Genomic DNA, 13,455 nt, shown 5'->3' on the forward strand with positions numbered 1-13,455 from the left:
AAACATGTCTTGGGGAACAGCCCCTAAGGCCTGTTCTCATGCGCTGTCTTTATTTGAACAGCAGTTTGGCTTCGTGCTTTTTCAGGGTCAGACGGGCGGAGGCATATGCCTCGCGGCCAACTTCACCTTGCAGTTCTGGGAACAGCTCAAATATCTCGTTGCGCTGCGCGTTGCCGATACCTTTCAGGCTGTAATCACCCGGTTGGAAGCTCTCGGTCCATGCACCGTTCGACAGCACAACTTCGTGGTTGTCGAACATGAAGTGAATGTAGGTGGTCCCCATCGAGGCGATGGTTTGTACACCTTCCGACGGGTTCACCAGGTGCTTGGCCGAAACCAGAACCTCGTTCTCGTCGAAGTAGAGCGACACGCGGTCATTGTTGACCAGCATCCGGTGGTTCGGGCTTACCAGCATATCGCGCTCTGGCAGGCCATTCCCGAGGGAGCCTTTCTGGATCAACACTGGCTGCAAGTGTGGGTTGTTTTGCAACTCACGACCATCCATGCGTTTGGCACCGATCCAGCGGATCTCTTGGATGCCATTGTCACGGGTGATCACTTTGTCACCGACCATCAGGTCTTCAACCAGCAACTCGCCACGTGGCGTTGCAATCGAGGTGCCCGGCGTGAAGCAAGGCACGATGCTCTCGATCTCGGAGAAGTCCAGAGTGCCGATAACCGCACCGCCAACACCGTCGAGGAATTCGACAGTACCCGAAGTAGAGTTGCCATCCGCATCCGTGGTTTGGTTGATGATGTTCAACGGGCCAGCGCCAGTCAGATCAAGGACGTCATAGTCGTCCACATCACCCGGAGCCGTCGAGCCAGTGCCACCGTCAATGGTGTCACCGATGCCGTCTTCAGCGTTATCAACAATGAACGTGTCGCGGTCGTCGCCACCCGTCATTGTATCAGCGCCCTGACCACCGATGATTGTATCATCGCCAGTGCCGCCGTCGATCGTGTCATCGTCCACGCCACCGTCGATATAGTCATCGCCAGCGTCACCAAACAGCGTGTCATCGTCATCGGCACCGTAGATGGTGTCGTTGCCGTCGCCACCATGGACAATGTCCATGCCGTTGTTTGGCACCAGATCACCATCAACATCAGCAATGTCGAGGTTATCAGGCAAGCCCAGATCGGGGTCGATACCGGCGTAGATCACATCGTCGCCAGCACCACCGTCGATCACGTCGGAGCCTTCGCCACCAACGATCCGGTCGTCGCCTTCGCCACCATCAATCGTATCGGCGTCTAGGCCGGCATCAATAGTGTCGTTGCCGGTGCCACCGAAGATGGTGTCAGCGTCGTCGCCAGTTGTGATTGTGTCGTCGCCCGCACCACCATCGACATAGTCGAGGTCATTGTTCGGGTTAGGATCACTTGGGAACAGACCCGGGTAGCCCAGATCAGGCAGCGGGCTGCCACCAGAGGTATCAATGATATCGTCGCCATCGCCACCCTCAACAGTGTCATTACCGTCGTTGGTCTCAATAGTGTCGTTACCAGCGCCACCCAGAACGGTGTCGTCACCAGAGCCGGTTTGGGCAATATCATCGCCCTCGCCCAGATCAACAGTGTCATCACCAGAGCCGCCCATGACGTTGTCATTGCCGTCGCCGCCAGTGATTTCATCGTCGCCAGCGCCGCCCCAAAGGACGTCATCGCCCTCGTTGCCTTCGATGATGTCATCACCATCGTTGCCTTGGATTTCGTCGTTACCCAAGCCACCGGTCAGCACATCGTCGCCGTCGCCACCGCTGATCGTATCGTCACCTTCGCCGCCATCAACAATATCGTCATCATTGCCAGCGTTGATTGTGTCGTCGCCAGCGCCGCCATCGATAACATCTTCACCTTGGTTGCCGCGGATGTCGTCGTTGCCGCCGTCTCCGAAGATCACATCGTCGCCACGGCCACCGATGATCTCATCGGCAGAGTTGCCACCGGTGATCTCGTCATTGCCGTCGCCACCATCCAGCAAGTCTGGACCCGGCCCGCCAAGCAACACGTCGTCGCCGTCTTCGCCGAACAACTCATCGCCACCTTGGCCCGCATCCAGCGTATCATCGCCGTCACCGCCATAAAGCGTGTCGTTGCCTTCGCCGCCCGACAGGTAATCGTCGCCAGCATCGCCATAGAGGGTGTCATCACCATCTTCGCCGTAGACTTCATCATCACCGTCGCCAGCAAGCACAGTGTCATCACCGTCACCAGCCAACACGATGTCATCTTGTGGGCCTTCACCCGGCAAGAATTCATCATTGTTGTCGATCATGTCGCCTTCTGGATCACCTGTGTAGCTTGCGTCGATCAGGTCGTCGCCGGCAGTGCCTTCAACGATACCGTCATTGACCGCAACCGTGACAGTGGCCGTATCAAAGCCGCCATTGCCGTCGGTGATTGTGTACGTGATCGTTGCGACGCCACCGAAATCAGCAGGCGGAGTATACTCCAACGTGCCATCCGGATTGATCGTAACGGTGCCCTCATCAACCAACGCTTCAGTGACGGTAAGATCGTCATCCTCAGGATCGGTATCATTGTCCAGAACCGCAATGGTCACAGGTGTCACATTGTTGGTCGAAGCTTCATCATCAACCGCATCCGGGCCGTCATTCACTTCCCCAACCGAAACGGTCACGGTCGCTGTGTCCGTGCCACCTTGGCCGTCGGATACAGTGTAGGTGATGGTCGTCTCGCCCGAGAAATCTGGGTCCGGCGTGAAGGTGATCGTGCCGTCTGGGTTGATCACAACGTCGCCATCTGGCGAAGTTGCCTCAGTTACTTCCAGCGGATCGCCGTCAACGTCGGTGTCATTGCCCAAAACGTCGATGGTAACTGGCTCGTCCTCATTGGTCGAAGCCACATCATCATTGGCAACCGGATCGTCGTTCACAGGGGCCACGGTGACGTCAACAGTCGCCGTATCTTCGCCGCCATTGCCGTCGGTGATTGTGTAGGTGATCGTGGTGTCGCCGTTGAAGTTCTCGTCCGGTGTGAAGGTCAGCGTGCCATCTGGATTGATCACCACGGTGCCGTCCGGAGACGTCGCCTCGGTCACTTCCAAATCGTCGCCTTCTGGGTCTGTATCATTGCCCAAGACATTGATTTCAACCGGAGTATCTTCGTCGGTCTCAGCCACATCATTCACCGCGTCAGGGCCGTCGTTGACTGCGCCAACTTCGATGGTGTGCGTTGCTGTGTCGGTGCCGCCGTTGCCGTCGGAGATTTCGTACGAGATCGTTGCCGTCCCGTTGAAGTTCTCGGCCGGAGTGAACGTCACTGTGCCGTCGCCATTGTCGACCAGCGTGCCTTGATCGGCTGGAACTGTCGCGTTGATCACGGTCAGATCGTCGCCATCCGCATCCGTATCATTGGCCAGCAAATCAACGGTGACGGGTGTGTCCTCGTCGGTGGTGTCGCTGTCATCTTCGGCAACCGGGCCGTCGTTAACCGCGCCAACCGAGACGATGGCTTGGCCCTCGTCTTCGCCGCCCTGGCCGTCAACAACCGTGTAGGTGATGGTCGCTGGACCGTTGAAGTTCGGTGCCGGAGTGAACGTCACAGTGCCGTCGCCATTGTCGACAACAGTGCCCTGATCCGCAGGCACGGAAACCGTACCGATGGTCAAAGGATCGCCGTCAACATCGGTGTCATTGCTGATCAAATCAATAGTGACCGGCTCGTCCTCGTCAGTCGTCTCAAGGTCGTCCACGGCTACCGGATCATCATTCACAGAGTTCACTGTGATGACGTGCTCGGCGGTGTCTGTGCCGCCGTTGCCGTCGGTGATCGAGTAGGTGATCGTCGCTGTTCCGTGGAAGTTTTCCGCCGGAGTGAACGTCACTGTGCCGTCGCCATTATCGACAAGCGAGCCTTGATCAGCAGGAACCGAAGCCCCTGTGACACTCAGGTCGTCGCCCTCTTCGTCGGTGTCATTGGCCAGCAAATCAACGGTAACAGGTGTGTCCTCGTCGGTGGTATCGCTATCGTCAACCGCATCCGGGCCATCGTTAACCGCGCCAACATTTACAACCGCTTGGCCTTCGTCGCTGCCGCCTTGGCCGTCAACAACCGTGTAGGTGATCGTCGCCGGGCCATTGAAGTTCGGGGCCGGAGTGAACGTCACGGTGCCGTCGCCATTGTCGACAACTGTGCCCTCATCTGCCGGAACCGAGACGGTGCCGATGGTCAAAGGATCGCCGTCAACGTCGGTGTCATTGCCGATCAGATCGATGGTGACTGGCTCGTCCTCATCGGTGGTCGCAATGTCATCAACTGCAATCGGGTCGTCGTTCTCAGGGGTCACATTGACCTCGACGATTGCCGTGTCTGTGCCGCCGTTGCCGTCGGTGATCGAGTAGCTGATCGTCGCCACGCCATTGAAGTTCTCGGCAGGTGTGAACACCAACTCGTTGCCAACAATCTCAACAGTGCCCTGCTCTGCCGGAACAGTCGCCCCGGTAATTGTCAGGTCATCGCCGTCAACATCCGTGTCATTGCCCAAAGCGTCGATGGTGATCCCAGCCGAGTCCTCAGTCGTCTCAGCAACATCATTCACCGCGTCAGGGCCGTCGTTCACGGACGTCACGCTCACATCGACAGTCGCGGTGTCGGTGCCGCCATTGCCGTCAGAAACGGTGTAAGTGATCGTGGTGTCGCCGTTGAAGTTCTCGTCCGGAGTGAAGGTCAAAGTGCCATCTGGATTGATCACCACGGTGCCGTCCGGAGACGTCGCCTCGGTCACTTCCAGATCATCGCCTTCTGGGTCTGTATCGTTGCCCAACACATTGATATCAACCGAAGAATCTTCATCTACTGTCGCAGTATCATCTACCGCATCAGGGCCTTGATTGACAAGATCACCGATGATTTGCTCGATCTCCGTGAATTGCAAAGTGCCAGTTACATTCCCGTTGCTGTCAAGGAATTCCACTGTACCCGAGGTGCTGTCACCGTCTGCGTCAACAGTCTCGTTCACGATCCGGAACGGGCCTTCGCCTGTCAGGTCCAGAACGTCGCGGTCATCACCCTCAGTGCTGCCGTCGATGACATCGCCTGCGCCGCCATAGATGGTATCCGCATCTGCGCCGCCATAGATTGTGTCAGCGCCGTCGCCACCTGTCAGCGTATCAGAACCGATACCGCCGCGCATGATGTCATCGCCAGTGCCGCCGTCCAAAGTGTCATCGCCGGAGTGGCCCAACAACTCGTCATTGCCAGCGCCGCCGACCAAGGTATCATCGCCTGTGCCACCGACCAGTTTGTCATTGCCGGTACCACCATCAAGGTAGTCATCGCCGCCCTCACCATAAATGATGTCATCGCCAGCATCGCCGTAAAGCGTGTCATTGCCGTCGGGGCCATCATCCACAACCGAGTCAGTCGTGTCGAAGAATACATCTGTGACATTGATCCCAGTATTATCGTGACCTTGCTGATCATGCAGGATTTCAATCCGCGACACAGGGCCAGGAATGCTGACCAGCACCGAATAATGCGGCGAGGTATCATCAACATAGCCACCTTGAGACGTCACGGTGTCATTGCCCGCAACACCATCCGTATTGGACAGGGTTAGACATTGACCAGCGGTCAGGTTGACTGTGATCGGGTTGCCATTGGCATCAAAGGCACGGATACGGATTACACCGTCGCCATCAATGTCGTTGACGCGGAATTCTACGTTTTCAACGGCATTCGAGAAACCCAGTTCATATTCCGCGCGACCATTATCGCCATTGAGCACCGAATAGAGTGAGCTGTTGTCGTCAATCGTCTCGGAACCGCTGTCGATACCGCTAACCAGTTGGGTGTCGGTCTCAAATTGGGTGTCGGCAGAACCTTGCTCGTAGTTGATCGAGAAGGTCACATTCACATTGCCGGTGTCTTGGGTGAAACCGCTTGCACTTGCGTTGTCGCCAAAGCCCGGTGCCTCATCCCAGTTCAGGCTTTCACGCACAGTTGCGCCTGTGCCTGTGCCGTAGTTGCTATCGCCGTAAATGATGTCATCGCCTGAACCGCCATGAACCGTGTCATCGCCTGAGCCAGCATAAACTTCATCATTGGCCGCGCCGGAATTGATCGTGTCATTGCCGCCAAACGCGTCAACGATGTCGTCGTTAGGACCTTCGCCAGGCAAAATTGCATCGCCCGCATCAATGCAGTCACCATCAGGGTCATCGGCATAAGATGCATCGATCACATCATTGCCAGCCGAGCCCTGCACAACACCATCCAGAACCGGATCCGGTGTCGGCGCAACAATGCTGCTATTGTCTACGCTCTGGTTCGAATACCAGCCCGAGGCATTCGTCCCTGTCGGGTAGTTCAGCGTGATCTCGGAGATCGACAAGTTATCAAGCGTACCTTGGTTCAACAGATCCGAGATGAACACATCGCCATTGGTTGCCTGAACAACCAGAACTTCGATGGTTTGAACAGAGCCATCCGTCAGGGTCACGGACGCGTTGAACTTCATCGTGGAGTCCGTCGTCGCGTTAACCTGCGAGCCATTCACATTATAGGAGAAGGTGTCACCCTTGTTGCAATCATCATCCTCAATAACCCCATTATGATGGAGGTCACTGGTTCGAACCTGCACAATATCAAGTGTGCTGGAATCCGCAGTTTGCGAGTTCAGAAGAGACGCATTCTCAGAATCATAATTATGCCAACCTTCATTAGGGTCAGTTGCAGCATAATTACCAAAATAGATCATGTTGATGTTGGTGATAGCAGTCATGGTCGTCTCCTATGAGTTTGCAGACATCGGTCGATGCGCAACCGACCTCCGCAAATCGATGTACTCGTTAGCGCGCACACGTGAGATCACTCCAACGGAAAAGGCGGCGCTAAACGCCGTCAAAACACCCATCAGTATAATCGCTTCAGCCATGAAAATCCCCTTGGCATCGTGCAGTTCGATCTCACCCGTGCAAAGTGAAGACGCCAAGATTGCGGCCACACATCAAACACAGCACCAAAATAGGGGAATAGATGGGCCGAAAGGCCCAATGTCGGTGACAAATTACGTTTTGCTTCGCTGAACCCAACGAACCACGCAAGCGATCACACGACATTTCCCCGCATCTGGCAAAGATGCGTTATCGTGCGGCCGCCCCCGTGGCCAATATGTCTTCACCCCCCAGTTGGGTGTAGTCAGGTAATACCCTTTTGCCCCTACACTCTAAAGCGAAAAATAGCTGTTTCAGGTGGGATTGGCCCAGTTTGCCTTAGGTTGACCTTGGGTAATAAGATTGTTTCCAAAAAATTGCGGCCCGGCGCGTGCAAAATATTAACCAAGAGGCAATCTTTGAAATAATCGAGACATGAACATGTGGATTGTAAAATATATTGAATAAATTCAATTAGGTACAACCATTCATCACTGAAGAATTCACTGTGATTTAGTCATATTCATTCTGGTTTTTTCACCTCACCAAGTTCTACGAATTTATAGGGCGAATTCGCGCTATTGCAGGTTAACCATGGTGATAAGCAATCATTTTTTCCCCGTAGGCAACGATGGAACAATCCCATGCAATTTCCATAACTGTTTTCAAAACGTAAAATATAGGGCGGTTTTCGATTCGAATTCGGAGAGGTTTCCGAAACGTTATCGTAACTGGCACCTTTGTGATTGTTTCCAATTCAGGCATAATGCCAGTAAAATATGGGGATAACTGGCCGAAGTTGGACTGTGCCGCATTACGGCCTTAACCTTACCACCAGCTTGCCACCTCGCGGCACCGACACCCTCAAAGGCCCCAAGCGTTAAGCGCAATACGCAATCAAGCGCTGCTGACATGGCTGTTTCGAAACTGGAAAAGATCGACGAATTAACCTGCCAAATTGGGCTAGGAGCTTGGCATGCGCGCCTCGGCCATGCCTGACAGCCAGCTTGCGCCATAGGGAATGGCCTCATCGTCAAAATTATAGGCCGGGTGGTGGCACATCGCCGTGTCCCCATTGCCAAGGAAGATGTAGGCACCGGGCCGTTCCAGCAACATGTAGCTGAAATCCTCGCCGGGCATGATCGGGTCGGTCGCATCGTCAACCGCCCCTGCAATCGCGCGGGCCACGTCAGCGGCATAGACTGTATTCTCGGGTGTGTTCACCGTGGCCGGGTAGCCGTCCTCCCAAGTCACCTCGACGCTGGCCCCGAATGCGGCAGCGGTCCCTTGCGATATTTCACGAATGCGGTGTTGCGCATCCGCGCGGCTTTCTTCGGCAAGAGTGCGCACTGTGCCTCTCATCACCGCCTCATGCGCGATCACATTGCTGGCAGAGCTGTCCGTTTCAAACGTCCCGACCGTCAGCACCACGCATTTAATCGGGTCCACATTGCGCGAGACAATCGTTTGCAGCGTCACCAAAATTTGTGCCGCCACCAATGTTGTATCCACGGCCTTATGGGGCATCGCCGCATGGCCGCCTTTGCCCGTCACCTTGATCTCGAACTCATCGGTCGAGGCCAAAAGCGCGCCGGGCCGGATCGCAAACTGCCCGACGGGCAGCCCCGGCATATTATGCAGCCCGTAGATTTCCTGAATGCCGAAGCGGTCCATCAACCCGTCGCGGCACATTTCGCGGCCACCTGCCCCGCCCTCCTCGGCGGGCTGGAACACCACCACCGCCGTGCCGTTGAACGCCCGCGTCTCGCACAGATACTTTGCCGCCCCCAGCAACATCGCCGTATGCCCGTCATGGCCGCACGCGTGCATCTTGCCGTCAACGCTCGAGGCATAGTCAACGCCCGTCACCTCGTGAATTGGCAGCGCGTCCATATCCGCGCGTAGCCCGATGACCTTGCCGCTCTTGGTGCTTTGCCCGTTGATTACACCGACCACGCCGGTGCGCCCAACCCCTTCGACCACCTCGTCACAGCCAAACGCGCACAATAGCTCGGCCACCCGCGCGGCGGTGCGATGCACATCATACATCAACTCGGGGTGGCGGTGAAAATCATGGCGCCATTCGGTGATCTCGGAGTGCAGCTCGGCATAGCGGTTTTTGATGGGCATGTGGGCGATCCTAACAGGTTTCAACTGGCTTGAGACCGGACGATAAAGCGGACAGGTTGAAACGCAAGGGTGTACAAAGCGACAAGCCATCAACAGCCTCGGCCAGCCGCATTGCCGCACCTATTTGGAAAAAATGGTACCCGAGGTCGATCCACAAATATCGCCGTATTTCCGTTATAAATAAGGGCGATGTGGACCGCGTTTATGTACTAAACCGCCCCAAATATATCAATAAGTTAGCAATATTGTGGACCACGGAACTGCCAACTTTGGAAGCCCATAATTTAAAATACAGTACCCCAAAGTGAACGAAATCCACCCGCAGTGTAGACCTCAACAGCGTCTAGTAAGTCACCACCTCGATTGGCTTCCGTTTGAAATGCATTGAGAAGGGTTTGGTACTGATCCGGGCTTCCATCATAGACATTGATTGCCCCTAGCAGATTATCAATTGATTGCCGGTAAGAGCGACGGTTGCGATCAATTCGCCAAGTTGGCGCTTCCAACCGAGACAAAGCGTCCAATGTTCCTCTCACGTCGTCTGACATCAAAGTAATATCAGCTTCTGTTGGAAGATCCTTGCTTACGGCAAACTCTTGATGAATTTGAACAAACGTTTCACTAAAGTCAGACCTGCTGTCAGCGACCACAACATATTGAGAGTTGAGGCGCTCAATGGTCTGCGTCCATTGCGGACCCACAACGCTACCTACGGCATAAATCAGCCCAGAAAACGCACTTATCAAGGCTACAAAAGCGTACTTAGCCAGAGCGGACTTAGCCAATTCCACAGCCTTCTCATAAGTTATGCTAGAATCCTGCGACACCATCTACCTTACCATCATTCAACGCGATCTCAGCGCGAAGGTTATCAAGAATTTCCTTAACATCCGTTACCCCTGCGCTCGCTGCATAGTTAACCAGCGCATTTTGGGTTGCGTGTACCACATCGGGCCCTTCTTGAATCTCACTATTACTTAAGACGACATTTTGCGTGTGCAACTCCTGCGCCAACGCATCAAGAGGCAAGCTAGTGGCAGCGACAATCATCAAACTCTTTAGAACATGAGGCACCAATGAGGCTGTTTCAAAATGAACCTTACCATCTTTTGAGTTGACACGTGCATGAAATTTTGGCCCTGAAACTCTGTTGCTTTGGCCAAACACCAAACTTTGTGGTGACCTATAGATGCCAGTATCGATATGATGCTGGATGGACATTGAGAGTGCAATCATCTGCGCAACGACTCTAGAATCTAGGTCATCAGTTCCATTCATGAACTCAGTTACGCTTGCTTTATGCCCTCGCTGATAGTCTCCATAGTACTCTCGCAAGAGCCGTTCGCTGGCATAACCTTCGAACTCGTTAACTACGGAAACAGTTCCGGACGGCTCAGTCACCACTGGCGGAAGATCGCGCATAGCCACCATTTTGATGCGCTCTATACCCCTTGCAGGGTAGAGAATGGTTTCGCGCTTGCCTACACCCGCCACCATCCGACGTGGTGCCAATCTAGGACCAGCTTCCGCCAAAATTGCGTAGGATGACAAATTCGGAGCAGGGACGAATATGAGGCTTTTGTCTTCAATCGACCAGAGTACTTCCTGCGCCGCATTCCGCAATCGTGTCCGTTTTGCTTTACCACCTTGGTCTAACAGAAAGTTCTGATGCCGTTCCAAATCCTCACCGGGACGTGGGCCGCGCCGCTTGTTCGATGCATTGCCCCATTCTCTGAAAGCCAACGCTCGCGCCAGCATACTCTCGATAGAATGTGGGCTTGGAAGCCCATGACCATCAGCCAAGTGCAGAAATGGTGCATCTGCCGCCATCACCGCATTTTCTGCAAATGTTTCGAACAAGTGATACTTTTGCCCGGGTCGGACCATGTAGACGCTTGGGGTCTCGATCAATGTCCGGGTTTTTAAGTCGATTTTCAGTGTCGGCATTGTCACCCTCAAAATACACATTGGGGATGAAACCCCTAAAACACCATTTCACGCATATTTCTAAAGAATGCAAATAACCATGTTAACCGCCAAGCAATCAGGACGCCCCCTGAAGCGGACGTACTTTCAGAGGCTGATAGCTTTACTGTAACTAATGCGAGTCCATGGGGGAGTACAGATAACAGTGTTTGCTTCATACTTTTAAGGGACAGGTGGGCCGCGTTTTTCGTATTCGACGGCATGAAACGGCCCCAGAATCCCAATGTGGACCACGCGGCTATCGTGCAAAATACACTTATCGTTTAGTATCAACATGTTATAAAAATAGTGGTACCCGAGGTCGGACTCGAACCGACACGCCTCTCAGCAACAGATTTTGAATCTGTCGTGTCTACCATTCCACCACTCGGGCCCCCGTCTGCTCAGTGCGGCATGGTAGTCGCCGCCAGAGGTCCGTGCGGTTTAGCCAATGCAATGCGGGCCGTCAATTCGCCCTTGGCCTTCTGGCGAAGTTTTTTCTGCCAAAATTGCAAAATTTCTTAAAACATCACGCCAACCAGCCAGAGCGTCACGCCGGGAAACGCCACCAAAATCACCACCCGAACCATATCAGACAGCACGAATGGCAACACGCCGCGGTATGTTTTGCTGATTGGTATGTCTTCTGCGACCTGATTGATAATGAATAAATTCATCCCCACCGGCGGGGTGATTAACCCGACCTCGACCACAATCAGCGCGAGGATGCCGAACCAGATTGCCGTATTTTCAGCCCCTAGGCCAAAATCCAACGCCTCGATGATCGGAAAGAAGATGGGAATCGTCAGCAAGATCATCGACAGGCTGTCCATCACGCAGCCAAAGATCAGGTAGCACACCAACATGGCAATCAGCACGGTCATCGGTGCGAACCCCTGCCCCGTAACCCACTCCGCCATGGCCTGCGGGGCCTGCGTGAACGCCAGAAACGAGTTGAACACCTGCGCGCCAAAGATGATCAGGAAGATCATCGCCGAGGCCTGCGCGGTCTCCAGAATTGACGCCTTGAAGCTGTCCCAGTTCAAGCCACCTGTGGCCACGCCGTAAAGCCCCGTGGCCACGGCCCCAACCGCCGCGCCCTCGGTCGGCGTGAACAAGGCCTGCACCCCGGGCTTGAACCAGTTCCAATCCGCCGCAATGCCGCCCATGACAAGCACAAAAATCACCACCACGGGCCAGATCATCACAAGCGTGCGAAACCGCTCCCTCATTGGCACACGCTCCGCCACGGGGCCAGATCCGGGCCTCACCCGCACATAAATCGCAACGGTCAACATGTAGCCAAAGGCCGCCAAGATGCCCGGGATCATGGCGGCCATGAACATTTTCACGATGTTTTGCTCGGTCAGGATGGCGTAAATCACCAAAATCACCGAGGGCGGGATCAAAATTCCCAAAGTGCCGCCAGCGGCCAAAACCCCTGTGCTGAGCGCGTCCGAATAGCCACGTTTGCGCATCTCCGGCAGGGCCACCTGCCCCATGGTGCTGGCGGTCGCCAGGGACGAGCCGCACACCGCGCCGAACCCGGCACAGGCCCCGACAGCGGCCATCGCGACCCCACCTTTGTGATGCCCCATCCAGTCGGATGCCGCCTTAAACAGGGCCGCGCTCATGCCGGATTTCGTCGCAAACTGCCCCATGAGCAAAAACAAGGGCACAATGGTCAGCGAGTAGCTGGAGAACGTATCATAGGTTAACGTCTTCATCTGGCTGAGCGTGGCCGAGGGGCGCCCCAGCACGATCCATGTGCCAATAAACCCCGTGGCAAACATCGCCACACCGATTGGAATGCGCAGAAAAATTCCGATAAGCATCAGGCCAAAGCCCGACAGTGCCAACTCAATACCGCTCATTTCAACGTCTCCCGGCCTGCGATCACCCAGTTGAGGGCGCGCCAGACTGTATAAAGGCTCACAATGAAAAACAGCGCCGCGCCGATGCTCGCAAGGCCGTAGGGAATCCACACAGGCATTTCCAACTCATAGGTTGTCTCGGGGAAGAATGGCTTCGAGCCCATGCCAAACACCCCGCGCATGGCGTCTGAGCCGTAGGGGAATTTTTCGCCAAAGCCCAAATAGATACGCCAGATGATCAGGCCCGACAGGATGGCAACCGTGAGATCACCCAACAGTCCGAAAATAGCCTTGGTGCGAGAGCTGAAGCGATCAATCACCACATCCACCGTGACATGCCCGCGATTGAGCTGACACCACGGCATGAAGGCAAAAATCGCGATGGCGCAACCGGCCTCGACCAGCTCGAAGTCCCCCCGGATCGGGCTAAGCCCCGCGAACAAAAAGAACCGCCCGATGATCGAGGCCACCGTGATAACCGCCGCCGTGACCAGCACCATCCCGCCACCATAAGCCAGCAAGCGACATGCCGTGTTAAGCACCCGGCCTACGCGGGCCTCTGTCTGTTGTGCAATTGCCATGAC

General features: G+C 55.0%; 6 protein-coding genes and 1 tRNA gene. All 7 read right to left on the minus strand.

Annotation, left to right across the window (positions count from 1 at the left end; translation table 11 throughout):
* Positions 1–49: 49 nt before the first annotated feature.
* Positions 50–6,751 carry a cadherin-like domain-containing protein gene (locus tag AC3Y7R_RS04195; protein WP_490040752.1) on the minus strand — a complete coding sequence of 2,234 codons (6,702 nt, stop codon included), beginning with the start codon at positions 6,749–6,751 and terminating at the stop codon, positions 50–52.
* Between the two features lie 1,114 nt (positions 6,752–7,865).
* A complete protein-coding gene (locus AC3Y7R_RS04200; RefSeq protein WP_490040753.1) occupies positions 7,866–9,032 on the minus strand; it encodes a M20 aminoacylase family protein in 1,167 nt (388 codons plus the stop codon).
* A gap of 284 nt (positions 9,033–9,316) precedes the next feature.
* Complete coding sequence (locus tag AC3Y7R_RS04205) at positions 9,317–9,817, minus strand: hypothetical protein (RefSeq protein ID WP_490040754.1); 501 nt, start codon at positions 9,815–9,817, stop codon at positions 9,317–9,319.
* 25 nt (positions 9,818–9,842) lie between these two features.
* A complete protein-coding gene (locus AC3Y7R_RS04210) occupies positions 9,843–10,979 on the minus strand; it encodes a hypothetical protein (protein WP_490040755.1) in 1,137 nt (378 codons plus the stop codon).
* Between the two features lie 328 nt (positions 10,980–11,307).
* Positions 11,308–11,391 (minus strand) — tRNA-Leu (locus AC3Y7R_RS04215).
* Positions 11,392–11,518: 127 nt separating this feature from the next.
* Positions 11,519–12,871, minus strand: a complete 1,353-nt coding sequence (locus tag AC3Y7R_RS04220) for a TRAP transporter large permease (protein ID WP_490040756.1) — start codon at positions 12,869–12,871, stop codon at positions 11,519–11,521.
* Complete coding sequence (locus AC3Y7R_RS04225; RefSeq protein ID WP_490040757.1) at positions 12,868–13,452, minus strand: TRAP transporter small permease; 585 nt, start codon at positions 13,450–13,452, stop codon at positions 12,868–12,870. The genes AC3Y7R_RS04220 and AC3Y7R_RS04225 overlap by 4 nt, the downstream gene beginning before the upstream one ends.
* Positions 13,453–13,455: the final 3 nt, after the last annotated feature.

This window comes from Litoreibacter sp., from assembly GCF_058136045.1.

Bases quoted from the DNA above. Each gene is read 5' to 3' on its own strand.
- AC3Y7R_RS04200 (WP_490040753.1), bottom strand. From the start codon at position 9,032: ATGCCCATCAAAAACCGCTATGCCGAGCTGCACTCCGAGATCACCGAA.
- AC3Y7R_RS04210 (WP_490040755.1), bottom strand. From the start codon at position 10,979: ATGCCGACACTGAAAATCGACTTAAAAACCCGGACATTGATCGAGACC.
- AC3Y7R_RS04225 (WP_490040757.1), bottom strand. From the start codon at position 13,452: ATGGCAATTGCACAACAGACAGAGGCCCGCGTAGGCCGGGTGCTTAAC.
- AC3Y7R_RS04195 (WP_490040752.1), bottom strand. From the start codon at position 6,751: ATGACTGCTATCACCAACATCAACATGATCTATTTTGGTAATTATGCT.
- AC3Y7R_RS04220 (WP_490040756.1), bottom strand. From the start codon at position 12,871: ATGAGCGGTATTGAGTTGGCACTGTCGGGCTTTGGCCTGATGCTTATC.